A 12,955-nucleotide genomic window follows, 5' to 3' on the forward strand; every position below is an offset into this window, starting at 1 on the left:
ACGCACGATGAGCTCACCACCCACCGACCGTTGGGCAGCGCTCGACTTCGGGCCGCCCGCCCCCGACGTCGAGGAGACCGAGGCGCCCGTGCTCCTCGACTACCTGTCCGAGGGCCGGGTCGCCCGGATCACCCTGAACCGGCCGCACGCCGACAACGCGATCACCACCGAGATGGGCGCGTTGCTGACCGCGGTCGTCGAGGAGGTCGCCGTTCGTACGGCGGTGCGCGTGGTCGTCCTCACCGGCGCCGGCGAGCGCGCCTTCTCGGTCGGCAGCGACCTGCGGCAACGCAAGGCGATGACCAAGGAGGACTGGCTGCGCCAGCGCCAGGCCTTCGACCGCACCCTCTACACGGTCCGGCAGCTGCGCAAGCCGATCTTCGCCGCCGTCAACGGGATCGCGTACGGCGGTGGTTGCGAGCTGGCCCAGAGCACCGACTTCATCATCGCCTCGACCGACGCGACCTTCGGGCAGCCCGAGGCCATGCTCGGACTGGCGGCCGGCGGCGGCTCGCCGGCTCTCCTTCCGCGTCTCCTGCCCCGTGGCAAGGCCCTGCAGATGCTGATGACGGGGGACCCCGTCGATGCCCGGGAGGCACACCGGCTCGGCATGGTCAACGAGCTCCACGACCCCGGTGAGCTGATGGCGGCAGCGCTGCGCATCGCCGACAAGATCTCCGCCAACTCACCGACCGCCGTGCAGTCGGTGAAGCGTGCGGTGCAGCTGGGCGAGGGCCAACCGGTCGAGCAGGCGATCGCGATCATGATGGACGCCCACTGGCGATCGGCCGTCCATCCGGACCGCGTCGAGGGCATCGGTGCCTTCAACGACGGTCGCGAACCCACCTTCGACGACTCCGACTTCTGAGAGTCCCCGTCGCCACCCGTCCCCAGGAAGGCTGAAACCCATGACTGCTGCCGACGATCTCGAGGCGGCCCGCGCGTCGCTCGTGATGATCAACCCCGCGCCGTACAACGCGGAGGCGCCACCGGAGGCCCTGCACGGTGAGATCACCCCCACCGAGCTGCACTACGTGCGCAGCAACTTCGCCGTCCCGGAGCACGACGGTGTCCTGGAGATCGGCGGTGCGGTCGGCGCCCCGACGAGGCTGACCCTCGACGACCTGCGGGCGATGCCGGCCCACGACGCCACCGTCACCCTCGAGTGCGCGGGCAACGGTCGCCTGGAGATGCGGCCGTTGCCCACCGGGGAGCCCTGGGGCGACTTCGCCGTCTCGACGGCGCGCTGGACGGGTGTCCCCCTGCACGAGGTCCTGGCCAAGGTCGCGCCGGACGCGCGGGGGGTCGAGCTCCTCGCCCAGGGAGCCGACCACGGTCCCTACCACCTCCAGGCGATCCTGCCCGAGACCGACCAGGACAACCTGGCCTTCACCCGCTCCCTCCCGATCGAGCAGGCCACCGATCCCGAGTCGGGGATCCTCATCGCCTACGAGATGAACGGCAGGCCCCTCGGTCGCGACCACGGCGCTCCGTTCCGGCTGATCGTGCCGCACTGGTACGCCGTCGCGTCCGTGAAGTGGCTGAAGCGCCTGGACGTCCTCACCGAGCCGTTCTCCGGCGAGTTCCAGACGGGTCACTACATCTACGAGTGGCCCGACCGCCCCCACGAGCCCGTCTCCTTGATGCGCGTACGCGCCCGCATCACCGACCCGCAGCCCGGCTCGGTCCTCGACCGGGCGACGTACACGGTCCGGGGGAAGGCCTGGTCGGGCACCGGTCCTGTCACCCGCGTCGAGGTCAGCCTGACCGGCGAGGGCGACTGGCAGCCCGCGCACCTCGAAGCCGCGACCAGCGACCACCACTGGCAGGAGTGGCGCTTCACCTGGGACGCGATCGGCGTCGGCCGCCACACCCTGCGGGCGAGGGCGACCGACGCCGCCGGCAACGTGCAACCCGAGGTGCCCCCGTGGAACCGGCTCGGCTACGGGAACAACGCCGTCGAGGTCATCTACGTCGACCGGGCCTGAGCACGCGCCACGCGGAACCCCTCGCAACCACCGTCGTCCTGCACCACGCCCGAAAGGCCGCACGCCCCGCCCTCACCAGGAGAGACCGATGACCGCACAGCTTCCCCGACACACGCTTCCCGTCCCCGACGAGGCCTACGAGGGGACGGCTCCCTTCGACGCGAAGGACCCCGCGGCCGCGTTCCCTCCGATCGAGCCGATACGCCCCCCTGCCGGGGCGCCGAACGTACTCGTCATCCTGCTCGACGACGTGGGCTTCGCCGCCTCCAGCGCCTTCGGCGGACCGTGCCGGACACCCACGGCGGAGCGGCTGGCGGCCGGTGGGCTGAAGTACAACCGGTTCCACACCACCGCGCTCTGCGCGCCGACGCGCGCGGCCCTGCTCTCCGGTCGCAACCACCACTCGGTGGGGATGGGCGTCATCACGGAGCTGGCCACCTCGGCTCCCGGCTACAGCTCGGTCCGGCCGAACACGTGCGCGCCGCTGGCGCAGACCCTGCGTCTCAACGGGTACTCGACCGCGCAGTTCGGCAAGTGTCACGAGGTGCCGGTGTGGCAGACCAGCCCGATGGGGCCGTTCGACGCGTGGCCCACCGGCGGCGGTGGCTTCGAGCACTTCTACGGCTTCGTCGGTGGCGAGACCAACCAGTACTACCCGGGGATCTACGAGGGCACCACGCCGGTGGAGCCGGAGACGACCCCCGAGGAGGGATACCACTTCACCGACGACATGACCGACAGGGCGATCGGCTGGATCCGCCAGCAGAAGTCACTGATGCCGGACAAGCCGTTCTTCGTCTACTACGCGCCCGGCGCGACACACGCGCCGCACCACGTGCCCACGGAGTGGTCGGACAAGTACGAGGGCCGCTTCGACGCCGGCTGGGACGCGCTGCGGGAGGAGATCCTCGCCCGGCAGAAGGAGCTCGGCGTCGTCCCGCCCGACACCGTGCTCACCGAGCGCCACGAGGAGATCCCCGCATGGGACGACATGCCGGAGGAGCTGAAGCCGGTGCTGGCTCGGCAGATGGAGGTCTACGCGGGGTTCCTGGAGCACACCGACCACCACATCGGTCGGCTGGTCGACGCGATCGAGGACCTCGGCGCCCTGGACGACACGCTGGTCTACTACATCATCGGCGACAACGGGGCCTCGGCCGAGGGGACCGTCAACGGGTCGTTCAACGAGATGTTCATCTTCAACGGCGCGGACGCGCTGGAGACGCCCGAGTTCGTGACGTCCCGGATCGACGAGTTCGGCACCCCGACCGCCTACAACCACTACGCGGTCGGCTGGGCCCACGCGATGGACACGCCCTACCAGTGGACCAAGCAGGTCGCCTCGCACTGGGGTGGCACCCGCAACGGCACCATCGTGCACTGGCCCGGCGGCTTCGCCGCGAAGGGGGAGGTGCGCGCGCAGTTCCACCACGTCATCGACGTCGTCCCCACGGTGCTGGAGGCCGCCGGTCTGCCCCAACCGACCGTCGTCGACGGCGTCGAGCAGCGGCCCATCGAGGGCGTGAGCATGGCGTACTCGTTCGACGACGCACGCGCCGCGGAGCGCCACAAGACGCAGTACTTCGAGATGTTCTGCAACCGCGGCGTCTACCACGAGGGGTGGACCGCGGTGACCCGGCACAGCACGCCGTGGGTGATGGTGCCCCTTCCCCCGCTCGAGGAGGACGTCTGGGAGCTCTACGACACCACCACCGACTGGAGCCAGTCGCACGACCTGGCTGCCGAGCACCCCGAGAGGCTCGCGGAGCTCCAGGAGCTGTGGATGACGGAGGCGCGGAAGTACAACGTGCTGCCGCTCGACGACCGTCGCATCGAGCGGTTCGACGCCGGTCAGGCGGGCCGCCCGGTCCTGGTCTCGGGCAACACGCAGACCCTGTACGGCGGCATGGGGCGGCTGACGGAGGCCTCCATCCTCAACATCAAGAACAAGTCCCACGCGGTGACCGCCGAGGTGGAGGTGCCGGCGTCAGGGGCCGAGGGCGTGATCATCGCTCAGGGCGGCGCGTTCGCCGGCTGGAGCCTGTACGCCAAGGACGGCAGGCCCAGGTACTGCTACAACCTGCTCGGGCTTCAGCGCTTCATCGTCGAGGGCGACACCTCGATCCCGGCCGGGACGCACCAGGTGCGGATGGAGTTCGGCTACGACGGCGGGGGACTGGCGAAGGGCGGCACCGTGGAGCTCTTCGTCGACGGGACCAAGGTCGGCGAGGGTCGCGTCGACGCGACGGTCCCCCTGGTCTTCTCCGCCGACGAGACCGCCGACATCGGCCGCGACACGGCCTCCCCGGTCAGCACCGACTACGCCGGTGAGTCCAGCATCTTCACCGGACGGGTCAACTGGGTGCAGATCGACCTCGGCGAGGACGCCGAGGACGCCGACCACCTCATCACCCCCGAGGAGCGGCTCCGCGTCGTGATGGCGCGCCAGTAGGTGGTCGGGCCCCGGGCACAGGGGGGACGGGACCTTCGGCCCTTGGCCAACGGTCCGCCGCGCTGGGATACCTGAGAGGCGGGCCTCGAACCCCCTGGTCTGCGGAACACCCAGCACGAGAGGAGTCATGCATGAGCATCAACATCGACGAGCTCGGCCCGGTCGACTGGATCGTCGTCGAGTTCCCGGAGACCAAGCTCACCGGCGAGATAGCCCCGATCCTGAAGGACCTCGTCGACCGCGAGCTGATCCGCGTCCTGGACCTGATCTTCCTGACCAAGGACCTCGACGGAGGGTTCGAGGTCCTCGAGGTCACCGACATGGAGGACAGCGAGATCGGGGAGCTGCGCGCCTACGAGACGGAGCTGGCGATGCTGCTCAGCGAGCAGGACGTCATCGACCTCGTCGAGACCATCGAACCCGGCAGCTCGGCCGCCGTCCTGGTGTGGGAGAACCTGTGGGCCGCACCCTTCGGGTCGGCCGTCCGTCGCGCCGGTGGCCAGCTGGCCGCCAGCGGACGGATCCCGATCCAGGCCGTGATCGCGGCCGCCGAGGCCGACGCCGCAGAAGCCGACGAGGAAGGAGACTGACATGCCCATGGCAGCCAGGCGCAGGAGAAGGACCGTTGCCGCAGTGGGCGGGGCCGTCGTGGTCGCACACGGCATCAACCGCCGAGGTGACCGACGTGAGGACCGCCGCGACGACCGTGGCGATCGTCGTGAGGACCGCCGCGACCGCCGTCGCTGAGCCGCTCCACCACGTGAGGGGCCGACCTGAGCGTCGGCCCCTCACCCGGATCGCCCAGCAGCCCCGGGCTCGACCGGCGATCGCACTGCTCCATCTCTCCCCATGCCACGCCGCGGAGGTGCTCCATGGTCGATGGTGCACACCCGCCCGAGGTGATCCGGGGCCTGTGGCGGAGCCGACGCGCAGCAGCAGTGGCAGGCATCGTCTTCGCGGTGCTGCTCATCACGGCCATGGTCATGATGCGCATGGCGGTGTCCGGCGGCAGCTTCACGTCGCTGCAGTCCGACGCGGACCGGCGGGGTCTGATCCGGACGAGCCTCAACCTGGTGCCGTTCGCCGGCATCGCGTTCCTGTGGTTCATCGGCGTCGTCCGTGACCAGCTGGGCGCGATGGAGGACCGGTTGTTCTCGACCGTGTTCCTCGGCAGCGGGCTGCTCTTCCTCGCCATGATCTTCATCAGTGCCGTCACCACCAGCAGCCTGTTGAGCATGGTGGAGGGGCCGAACGCCGACCCTGACGTGTGGGCGTTCGGCCGCAGCAGCACGCAGGTGCTCGTCTCCGTGTACGCGATGCGGATGGCGGCGGTCTTCACCCTCTCGGTGAGCACCGTCGGGATGCGCACGGGTGCGATCCCGCGCTGGGTCTCCTACCTCGGGTACCTGGTGGCGCTCACGCTGTTCCTGTCTGCCGGGGAGCACCGATGGATCCAGCTGCTCTTTCCCGCATGGGTGCTGGTGGTGAGCCTGGGAATCCTGTTCACCCCGCCCAGGCACCCGGTGGTCGACACGGTCGGTCAGGCACGCGAGGTCACCCCGTGACGAGAGCCGATTGATCGCACAAGCCTCGGCGCCGGTTTGGCGCCACCTCCTCCAGAAGAAGGGCCTCTCATGGCACTGAACGAGTACGCGCCCGGCGGGGCGTTCCCGGGGACGATCGGTCGTACGACGGACGAGTCGTCGCCCGCCTGGCCGAGGCCGACACGGTCCCGACCCGGGACCCCGAACGTGCTGATGGTCGTCCTCGACGACACCGGCTTCGGCAACCTCGGCTGCTACGGCAGCCCGATCGAGACGCCGACGTTCGATTCGCTGGCCGGCGACGGGCTGCGGTTCAACAACATGCACACCACCGCCCTGTGCTCGCCGAGTCGCTCGTGCATCGTCACCGGTCGCAACCACCACAGCAACGGCATGGCCTGCATCACCGAGTTCGCGACCGGTTTTCCCGGCTACAACGGGATCATCCCGTTCGAGAACGGCTTCCTCTCCGAGATGCTGGTGGGCGAGGGCTACAACACATTCATGGTCGGCAAGTGGCACCTGACCCCGAGCAACCAGGAGACCGCCGCCGGACCTTATGACCGGTGGCCGCTGGCCCGCGGGTTCGAGCGCTTCTACGGGTTCCTGGGCGGCGACACCAGCCAGTGGTACCCCGACCTGGTCTACGACAACCACCAGGTCGAGCCGCCGAGGACCCCGGAGGAGGGCTACCACCTGAGCGAGGACCTGGTGGACAAGTCCATCGAGTTCATCGCCGACTCCCGACAGGTCGACCCGGACAAGCCGTTCTACCTGCACCTCTGCTTCGGCGCCACGCATGCGCCCCACCACGCACCCCAGGAGTGGATCGACAAGTACGCCGGCCGGTTCGACGACGGTTGGGACGCGTACCGCGAGCGGGTGTTCGCGAAGCAGAAGGAGCTGGGGATCGTCCCCGCGGACGCCGAGCTCTCGCGTCACGACCCCGACGTCCCGGACTGGGCCTCCCAGTCGGCCGAGGCACGCCGGCTGTACGCCCGGATGATGGAGGTCTTCGCCGGGTTCCTGAGCCACACCGACCACCACCTGGGCCGGTTGCTGGACTTCCTGCGGGACCAGGGCGTGCTCGACGACACCATCGTGATGGTGGTCTCCGACAACGGCGCCAGCGCCGAGGGCGGACCGACCGGCACCACGAACGAGGCACAGTTCTTCAACAACGCCCAGGAGCCGCTGGAGGACAGCCTCGCCCTGATCAACGAGATCGGTGGACCCAACCACTTCAACCACTACCCGTGGGGCTGGACGTGGGCCGGCAACACGCCGTTCCGCCGATGGAAGCGCGAGACCTACCGGGGTGGCACCGCCGACCCGTTCATCGTGTCCTGGCCCGCGGGCATCGAGGCCCGCGGAGAGGTGCGCACGCAGTACGCGCACGTCATCGACATGGTGCCCACCGTGCTGGACCTGCTGGGGATCGAGCCACCCGCCACGATCCGAGGCGTCACGCAGTCGCCGATCCAGGGTGTCAGCTTCGCCGAGGCCCTGCGCGATCCCAACGCCGCGAGCAGGCATCGCACGCAGTACTTCGAGATGCTCGGCCACCGCTCGATCTACCACGACGGCTGGCGGGCCGTCTGCCCGTGGCCGGGTCCGTCGTTCACCGAGGCCGGAGCGGGTTTCGGTCAACCCATCTCCGCGGACGAGCTCTCCCGGCTGGATGCCGAAGGCTGGGAGCTCTACCACGTGGCGGAGGACTTCGCCGAGACCCGCGACCTCGCCGCGGACCACCGGGACAAGCTCATCGCGCTGATCGGCCTGTGGTACGTCGAGGCCGGCAAGTACGACGTGCTTCCGGTCGACGGCAGCGGGATAGCACGGATCCTGGCCGAGAAGCCCGAGGCTGCGGTGCCGCGCGACCGCTACGTCTACCGGCCCGGCACGCAGTCGGTCCCGTTCGGGGCGGCCCCGCGGGTGCTCAACCGGCCGCACAGCATCACCGCGAAGGTGGACCTTCCCGACACCGGTGCGGAGGGGGTGCTGATCAGCCAGGGCACGGCGGCCGGCGGGTACTCGTTGTTCGTGCAGGACCAACGGCTGCACTACGTCCACAACTACGTGGGACGCAGCCTGCACAAGATCTCGAGCGCCGACCCGCTCCCCAGCGGCGAGCACGAGCTGCGCTTCGAGTTCGAGCCCACAGGCCAGCCCGACATGGCCAACGGGAGAGGCGCACCGGGACGACTGCAGCTCTACATCGACGGCGGGCTGGTCGCAGAAGCTGACACGCCGGTGACCACGCCGTTCATGCTCAACCCCGGCGCGCTCACCTGTGGAGCCAACCCGGGGTCGCCCGTGACGCCGGACTACCCGTCGCCGTACCGCTTCACCGGCACGTTGCACACGGTGACGGTCGACGTGTCCGGTGAGCTGATCGTCGACAGTGAGAGCGAGATGCGGGCCGCCATGGCCCGGCAGTAGGCACCCCCACCGTCGAGGAGGGCGCGACGTTCCGCGCGCTCCTCGACGAGGTGCGAGCACACCTGGACGAGCGTCAGGCGCTCTTGATCGCGGAGACGTCGAACTCGAGCTTGATCTTCTCGGAGACGAGGACACCGCCGGTCTCGAGCGCAGCGTTCCAGGTCAGGTCCCAGTCCTTGCGGTTGATCGTGGTCGCGCCCTCGAAGCCGACGCGGGTGTTGCCGAAGGGGTCGACGGCGGTGCCGTTCTCCTCGAAGGGGATGGTGACCGGGCGGGTGATGCCCTTGATGGTGAGGTCGCCGGTGATGGTCCAGTCGGTGCCGTCGCGCTCGACGTCGGTGGAGGCGAAGGTGATCTCGGGGTGGTTCTCGCTGTCGAAGAAGTCGCCCGAGCGCAGGTGGCCGTCGCGGTCCGCGGAGGCGGTGTTGATGCTGGCGGTGCGGATGGTCAGGCGGACGCTGGAGTTGGCGGGCGTCTCGGCGTCGACGTGGGCGGTGCCGTCGAAGTCGGTGAAGTCGCCGCGCACGGTGGTGACCATGGCGTGGCGGGCGGAGAAGCCGAGGCGGCTGTGGCTGGCGTCGACGGCGTAGTCGCCGGTGACGACGGAGCCGCTCTCGACGACGGCCACGGCGGCGGGGGCAGCGGCCGCGGGGGCGGTGGTCTTGGGCTTGCGGCGGAAGAACGACATGGGGACTCCAGACAGGGGGATTGGTTGACGCTTCAAGTAATAGAAGCGCTCACCTGCCTGGTTCATTCCCGGCCCGACGTGATCTGGCCCACACATCGCCGAGGGCGGGACTTCAGAGATCCCGGATCCGGGCCACCACCTCGCGGCGCAGGACCTTGCCCATCGGGTTGACCGGCAGGTCGTCCATGAAGACGACCCGGCGCGGCACCTTGTAGGGCGTGAGCTCCTGCCGGGTGTGTGCCCGCAGCTCCTCCGGCTGCACGGGGACCCCCTCGACCAGCACCACCGCGGCGACCACCTCCTCGCCACCGTCCTCATGCGGGAGGCCCACCACCGCCACGTCCACGACCCCGGCATGGGTGCGGATGACCCCCTCCACCTCCGAGGGATAGACGTTGAAGCCGCCGGTGATGATGATCTCCTTGATCCGGTCGACGATCGTCAGGAAGCCGTCCGGCGACATCGTCACCACGTCCCCCGTGCGGAACCACCCGTCGTGGAACGCGGCCGCCGTCTCCTCGGGCAGGCCGCGGTAGCCGGAGAAGACCTGCGGGCCGCGCACCAGCAGCTCGCCGCGCTCACCCAGGGGGACCTCCCGGTCGAGGTCCTCGGGGTCCGCGATGCGGATCTCCACGTCGGGGAAGGGCACCCCGATCGCGCCCGGGCGGCGCGCGCCGGACATCGGGTTGCCCACGATGACCGGTGACGTCTCGGTCAGGCCGTACCCCTCGACCAGCAGCCCGCCCGTGGCGGACTCCCAGCGCTCCACGAGCGCGGCGGGAAGCGGCATAGCGCCCGACAGGGCATAGCGGATGCCGGTGATCGAGACCCAGCGGCGCTCCGCCTCGTCGACGATGCGCTGGTAGAGGGGAGGTACGGCGGGCACGAAGCTCGGCACCTGGCGCGAGATCGCGTCCATGATCAGGCCGATCTCGGGCTTGGGCAGCAGCACCAGCCTCGCGGCCAGGGCCACGCCCAGCAGCACGCTGACCGTCACGCCGTACGCGTGGAACAACGGCAGCGCCACCAGGAAGGACTCCTTGCCCTCCTGCAGCCCCGGCACCCAGGCGCGGCCCTGGACCACGTTGGCGACGAGGTTGCGGTGCAGCAGCGGCACCCCCTTCGGCACCCCGGTCGTGCCGGACGTGTAGAGCAGGAGCGCGACGTCGTCCTTGCCGGGGCGGGGGTGGGACTCGTCCAGCGGTGCTGCCGAGGCCAGCTCGGCCCACTGCATGGCCTGCGGGGCCGGGGCGGTCAGCTGGTCTCTGGCCGCACGGGCCTTCGGGATCGGCAGGCGCAGCGCGAGTCGCTTGCGCCACGGCAGCCGGGTGGTCATGTCGACCGCGACCACGTGCTCGAGGGCCGAACCGGCCCTGAGCGCCTCGATGACGGGCACCACCTTGTCCCACACGATCGCCACCCGGGCGCCGTGGTCGACGAAGGGGTGCCGGAGCTCCGCTGCGGTGTAGAGCGGGTTGTGCTCGACCACGGCGGCGCCGAGGCGGAGCACCGCGAAGAACGCGATCACGTTCTGCGGGCAGTTGGGCATGACCAGGGCGACGTTGTCGCCGGGACGTACGCCGAGTGCGTGCAGCCCGCCAGCCACGCGGCGTACCTCGTCGTCGACCTCGGCGTAGGTCGACCCACGGCCCAGGAAGTCCAGCGCGGGCCGGTCGGGGTGGTGCTGCGCCGAGCGCTCCCACAGGTCGAGCACCGTGGTGTCGCCGTAGTCGAGGTGCAGGGGCACCCCGGGTGCGTAGGAGTCTGCCCACAGGGGCTCTCGAGCGGACACGGCGTTCCTCACGTCCTGTGTCGCGTGACGGGGGTCGCGACTGGAGCAAACGTATCGCCCCGGTGCCGGGAGCAGTTCGGTCCACCCGCTGAGGACCAAGTCCCCTGATCCCGGGTCCGTCGAGGGTGGAGGCTGGGGCCATCAGCAACAGGGCATCGACCCGTGGAGGCCACCATGTACACCAGCAGCAGACGCAGCATGCACCCCACCGATGTGGTCGCCCGCATCATGGTGTGGCCGGTGGCCACCGTGCCCGGTGAGGCCTCCCTGCGGGAGGTCGCGGAGTCGCTCGCAGCCGACGGCATCGGTGCCGTGGGCGTCGTCGAGAACGGCCACCTGGCCGGCGTCGTGTCCGAGCGCGACGTCGTCAACCACCTCGCGCAGGGGGCGAACCCGGAGCACGTGACGGCCGCCGAGATGATGACCACCGACCTGGTGACCGCCCACCAGGACGACCCGATCCTCGACACGGCGCGGCGGATGCTCGAGGCGGAGATCCGGCACCTGCCGGTCGTCGACGAGGACAAGATCGCCGGCTTCGTGTCGATGCGTGACATCTTCGCGGTGCTCCTCGACGTCGCGTCGCACGAGGAGGACGTGGTGGTGGTCCCGAGCGGGACCCGGGTCGTGGTGCGGCAGGAGTGAGGTCGCGCCCGCGTAGGCTGCCGTCGAGCACGACCTCGGCCCACACCGCCCACGAGGAGGCGCCCGATGCCGGTGACGCGAGGCTTCTTCCGACGTCGACCCGACGGCCCGGCGGGCCGCCTGCCTCCCGGGCAGTACGACGTCGGCGGCAACTGGCCGGTCCTGACGGCCGAGGCCACCCCGCGGATCGACCGCGAGTCCTGGACCCTGGGTGTCGACGGTCTCGTGGACCGGCCGACGACCTGGACGTGGGACGAGGTGCAGCAGCTGCCGGGGTCGACGTACCGCGGTGACATCCACTGCGTGACGACCTGGTCGAAGTTCGACGTGGTGTTCGGCGGGGTGTCGGTCGACAGCCTGCTCCAGGCCGTCGGGCCGCAGGCGGAGGCGGGGTTCGTGATGGCCCACTCCACGACCGGCTACACGACCAACCTGCCGTTGGCCGACGTCACCGGCGGCAAGGCGTGGGTCGTGTGGGAGTACGACGGGCGACCGCTGACCCCGGAGCACGGAGGCCCGGTGCGGCTGCTGGTCCCGCACCTCTACTTCTGGAAGTCCGCGAAGTGGATCAGCCGCCTCGAGCTGACGGCGGAGGACCGCCCCGGGTTCTGGGAGCAGAACGGCTACCACGACCGCGGGGACCCGTGGCTCGAGCAGCGCTACCAGGGTGATCCGTGAGCGGGGACGAGTCCTTCGAGCCGGGCGGCACGGGTGCGACGGCGTGGACGACCGGGCGCATCATCACCAAGGACCTCCCCGCCCCGCACCTCGTGCGGCTCCGCATGCACATCGAGGACCGGCAACGCCACTGGCCCGGACAGCACTACCTCATCCGGTTGCGCGCCCCCGATGACTACACGGCCCAGCGGTCCTACTCGGTCGCGTCCGACGACAGCGACCCGCTCGTGGAGTTCCTCGTCGAGAGGCTGCCGGGCGGGGAGGTCTCGGAGTTCCTCGCCGACGTTGCCGAGGTCGGCGACGTCCTCGAGCTGCGCGGCCCGATCGGGCGCTGGTTCAGGTGGGACACCCAAACCCCGGCGGTGTGCCTGGTCGGCGGCACCGGCGTCGTACCGGCGGTCGCCATGCTGCGTGCGGCGCGACACCTCGGCCGTTCGGACCTGCTTCGTGTGATGGCCGTCGGGCGCAGCCCCGAGGAGCTGCCGTACGCCGAGGAGCTCGCGCAGGCGGGCGCCGCGATCGCCTTCACCCGTCATCCCACGAGCGACCGACCGGCAGGCCCCCCGACCGAGGCTGAGATCACCCCGCTCCTTGCCGGTGCAGACGTCGCGTACGTCTGCGGCTCCGCCCGGTTCGCCGAGTTCGCCGAGAACCTCCTGGTCGAGTCGGGCATGGGTGCCGAGGCGATCCGGGTCGAGAGGTTCGGCGTCACCGGCTGAGCCACGG

11 protein-coding genes are annotated in these 12,955 nt (G+C 70.2%); 9 read left to right on the top strand and 2 right to left on the bottom strand.

Annotation, left to right across the window (positions count from 1 at the left end):
* Positions 1–7 precede the first annotated feature (7 nt).
* The 6 genes from DAE25_RS14725 to DAE25_RS14750 all read left to right on the top strand — a co-directional run bounded on the left by DAE25_RS14725 (position 8) and on the right by DAE25_RS14750 (position 8,426).
* On the top strand, positions 8–868 hold the full coding sequence (locus DAE25_RS14725; protein ID WP_107766911.1) for an enoyl-CoA hydratase/isomerase family protein: 861 nt from the start codon (positions 8–10) through the stop codon (positions 866–868).
* Positions 869–908: 40 nt separating this feature from the next.
* The gene (locus DAE25_RS14730) at positions 909–1,988 is read left to right on the top strand and encodes a sulfite oxidase (RefSeq protein ID WP_107766912.1); all 1,080 of its coding nucleotides are present in this window, start codon (positions 909–911) and stop codon (positions 1,986–1,988) included.
* 88 nt (positions 1,989–2,076) lie between these two features.
* Positions 2,077–4,440: an arylsulfatase gene (locus tag DAE25_RS14735; RefSeq protein ID WP_107766913.1), complete on the top strand. Its 2,364-nt coding sequence runs from the start codon at positions 2,077–2,079 to the stop codon at positions 4,438–4,440.
* A gap of 131 nt (positions 4,441–4,571) precedes the next feature.
* Positions 4,572–5,030 (top strand): DUF6325 family protein, encoded by a 459-nt coding sequence (locus DAE25_RS14740; RefSeq protein ID WP_107766914.1) that lies wholly within the window; start codon positions 4,572–4,574, stop codon positions 5,028–5,030.
* 282 nt (positions 5,031–5,312) lie between these two features.
* A complete protein-coding gene (locus DAE25_RS14745) occupies positions 5,313–6,005 on the top strand; it encodes a hypothetical protein (protein ID WP_107766915.1) in 693 nt (230 codons plus the stop codon).
* 69 nt (positions 6,006–6,074) lie between these two features.
* Positions 6,075–8,426 (top strand): arylsulfatase, encoded by a 2,352-nt coding sequence (locus DAE25_RS14750; protein ID WP_107766916.1) that lies wholly within the window; start codon positions 6,075–6,077, stop codon positions 8,424–8,426.
* Between the two features lie 73 nt (positions 8,427–8,499).
* On the opposite strand, the gene DAE25_RS14755 is transcribed toward DAE25_RS14750, so the two are convergent.
* Together DAE25_RS14755 and DAE25_RS14760 are read right to left on the bottom strand one after the other, a co-directional pair.
* Positions 8,500–9,114 (bottom strand): YceI family protein, encoded by a 615-nt coding sequence (locus DAE25_RS14755; RefSeq protein ID WP_107766917.1) that lies wholly within the window; start codon positions 9,112–9,114, stop codon positions 8,500–8,502.
* Between the two features lie 112 nt (positions 9,115–9,226).
* Positions 9,227–10,906 carry a long-chain-fatty-acid--CoA ligase gene (locus DAE25_RS14760; protein ID WP_107766918.1) on the bottom strand — a complete coding sequence of 560 codons (1,680 nt, stop codon included), beginning with the start codon at positions 10,904–10,906 and terminating at the stop codon, positions 9,227–9,229.
* A 198-nt stretch (positions 10,907–11,104) separates the two neighbouring features.
* Here DAE25_RS14760 and DAE25_RS14765 point away from each other — a divergent pair, with 198 nt between their 5' ends.
* The 3 genes from DAE25_RS14765 to DAE25_RS14775 all read left to right on the top strand — a co-directional run bounded on the left by DAE25_RS14765 (position 11,105) and on the right by DAE25_RS14775 (position 12,948).
* A complete protein-coding gene (locus tag DAE25_RS14765) occupies positions 11,105–11,551 on the top strand; it encodes a CBS domain-containing protein (RefSeq protein WP_159083745.1) in 447 nt (148 codons plus the stop codon).
* A 66-nt stretch (positions 11,552–11,617) separates the two neighbouring features.
* Positions 11,618–12,229: a sulfite oxidase-like oxidoreductase gene (locus DAE25_RS14770; protein WP_107766920.1), complete on the top strand. Its 612-nt coding sequence runs from the start codon at positions 11,618–11,620 to the stop codon at positions 12,227–12,229.
* On the top strand, positions 12,226–12,948 hold the full coding sequence (locus DAE25_RS14775) for an FAD-binding oxidoreductase (RefSeq protein ID WP_234411061.1): 723 nt from the start codon (positions 12,226–12,228) through the stop codon (positions 12,946–12,948). Before DAE25_RS14770 ends, DAE25_RS14775 begins: the two co-directional genes overlap by 4 nt.
* Positions 12,949–12,955 lie beyond the last annotated feature (7 nt).

Origin of the sequence: Nocardioides terrigena, assembly GCF_003047265.1 — a bacterium.
Taxonomy (GTDB): domain Bacteria; phylum Actinomycetota; class Actinomycetes; order Propionibacteriales; family Nocardioidaceae; genus Nocardioides; species Nocardioides terrigena.

Excerpts from the sequence above, each read along its gene's own strand:
- DAE25_RS14750 (WP_107766916.1), top strand. The coding sequence starts at position 6,075 with ATGGCACTGAACGAGTACGCGCCCGGCGGGGCGTTCCCGGGGACGATC.
- DAE25_RS14735 (WP_107766913.1), top strand. The coding sequence starts at position 2,077 with ATGACCGCACAGCTTCCCCGACACACGCTTCCCGTCCCCGACGAGGCC.
- DAE25_RS14725 (WP_107766911.1), top strand. The coding sequence starts at position 8 with ATGAGCTCACCACCCACCGACCGTTGGGCAGCGCTCGACTTCGGGCCG.
- DAE25_RS14730 (WP_107766912.1), top strand. The coding sequence starts at position 909 with ATGACTGCTGCCGACGATCTCGAGGCGGCCCGCGCGTCGCTCGTGATG.
- DAE25_RS14755 (WP_107766917.1), bottom strand. The coding sequence starts at position 9,114 with ATGTCGTTCTTCCGCCGCAAGCCCAAGACCACCGCCCCCGCGGCCGCT.
- DAE25_RS14740 (WP_107766914.1), top strand. The coding sequence starts at position 4,572 with ATGAGCATCAACATCGACGAGCTCGGCCCGGTCGACTGGATCGTCGTC.
- DAE25_RS14745 (WP_107766915.1), top strand. The coding sequence starts at position 5,313 with ATGGTCGATGGTGCACACCCGCCCGAGGTGATCCGGGGCCTGTGGCGG.
- DAE25_RS14770 (WP_107766920.1), top strand. The coding sequence starts at position 11,618 with ATGCCGGTGACGCGAGGCTTCTTCCGACGTCGACCCGACGGCCCGGCG.
- DAE25_RS14765 (WP_159083745.1), top strand. The coding sequence starts at position 11,105 with ATGCACCCCACCGATGTGGTCGCCCGCATCATGGTGTGGCCGGTGGCC.